The organism is Faecalimonas hominis (genome assembly GCF_054660755.1).
On the sequence record NZ_BAAHSH010000092.1, the window covers coordinates 1 to 1,500 of the forward strand.

At 44.5% G+C, this 1,500-nt stretch carries 3 protein-coding genes; all 3 read right to left on the reverse strand.

Annotated elements, in window-relative coordinates:
* Window positions 1-42: 42 nt before the first annotated feature.
* Window positions 43-354, reverse strand: a complete 312-nt coding sequence (locus tag ACYQ35_RS11750; protein ID WP_459833800.1) for a DNA cytosine methyltransferase — start codon at window positions 352-354, stop codon at window positions 43-45.
* A complete protein-coding gene (locus ACYQ35_RS11755) occupies window positions 348-848 on the reverse strand; it encodes a hypothetical protein (protein ID WP_055297599.1) in 501 nt (166 codons plus the stop codon). Before ACYQ35_RS11755 ends, ACYQ35_RS11750 begins: the two co-directional genes overlap by 7 nt.
* 154 nt (window positions 849-1,002) lie before the next feature.
* Window positions 1,003-1,293 (reverse strand): hypothetical protein, encoded by a 291-nt coding sequence (locus ACYQ35_RS11760; protein WP_055297600.1) that lies wholly within the window; start codon window positions 1,291-1,293, stop codon window positions 1,003-1,005.
* Window positions 1,294-1,500: the final 207 nt, after the last annotated feature.

The following is a 1,500-nucleotide window of genomic DNA, read 5'->3' on the forward strand; positions in this document are numbered from 1 at the left end:
CAATAACTGATAGAAGTATGTGAGACCTCATTCAACGAATAACTATATGACACCAATGGAGTTTCGATATAGAGCATGATTTCCGAACAAAGTGTTACCAAAAAGCTTGACCAGTACATCCCCTTCTGTGTCAAACAGCAATCGGTAGTTCTTATCCGCATAAGTATCCACCTCACAGTGTCCGACACAGGTAAATCCCCCTGCACGTCTTAAGCCTTCTCGGAATCCGCCGATTCCGCTAAAGAGATCAAAAAATTGAATGGTTGCGGTTATCAACCTCCTTTGCTGATAAAAACAGGCGGCATGATTTGTCTCATACCGCCTGTTGGTTTCTCTGTGTCTGTTTGTTACCATTCTGTTGGCTCTTCTGCTTTGGTTTCTTCTTCCGGTTGAGTTTCCTCGTCCGGTTCGCTTTCTTCTTTCGGTTCGTTTTCCTCGTCCGGTTCGCTTTCCTCGCTCGGTTCGTTTTCCTCGTCCGGTTGAGTCTCTTCTGTTCCAGATTCTCCGGTTGCAGGTTCCGTTTCTTCCATGCTGTCTTTGTTCTGCCATTCGGCTTCTGCCTTTTCCAGTGCCTCTTCGATGATCTGAATTAAGAAGTCTTTCTGTTTCATGCCTTTTTTTGCGATGACTGTTTTTAATCTCTGGAATAATTCCTCTGATACCTGTACTGCGATTGTTCTTGCTGTTCCCATGCTCATTTCTCCTTTTCCTGCAAGTCTTTCAAAATGTTCTTCGATGACCTGCTGTATAAATTTCTGTGTGCTGCTTTCTGTCAGTTCAATCTCTTCTCTTACTTTTTCGTGTAAGTCCTTCGGGATCTTTCCGCATATGTTCTTCATCTCTGTCATAGCGTTTCTCCTTTCCGTTTCGCTACACACAACATACTCCAAAGATGCATGGAAAGCTATTCACAATACCCACCAAAGATAGCGATGCATTTTATGCCTTACCCCTAGCAGTTCCAACAATGTATGCATCGTGCAATCATAGGCCTCACCCCCTTTACAAATTTTCCATTTGAGATAAAAAATCCAGCATCTGATCTGGTATTTCTTCCGATGATGGTTTCGTTTTCAATTGTTCCGTAGTGCCACATATCTCCAATTCCCGAACACTTTCTTTTATCGTCTTTTGAATGACTTCTTCCAGCCATTTTCGATTTTCTTTTTCCAGAATTGCCTGAACCAGATACTGGCTTTTCTGCCCTTCTGGAACACTTTGAAATTTCTCCCATGCCCTCTGGTGTTCTGGATTTTTCAGGTTCGGGCGGAACGAATACACAGGGCGTGTCATCTCGCCCACATCTGCTCTACAATCCGTTCATACCCTGTTGCGTTGGCATGGACGTCCTCTATAAAAACGGGGCGGCAAATCGCGTCCTGTGCGGTCACGTGGCGTTTTAAAATTGCGGAGCCTCCACCCATAAATACGGTTGGTACTGCACGGAGATCAAACCCGGATTCTGTCACCGCAGACAGTATTTGTACTGGTCAAGCTTTT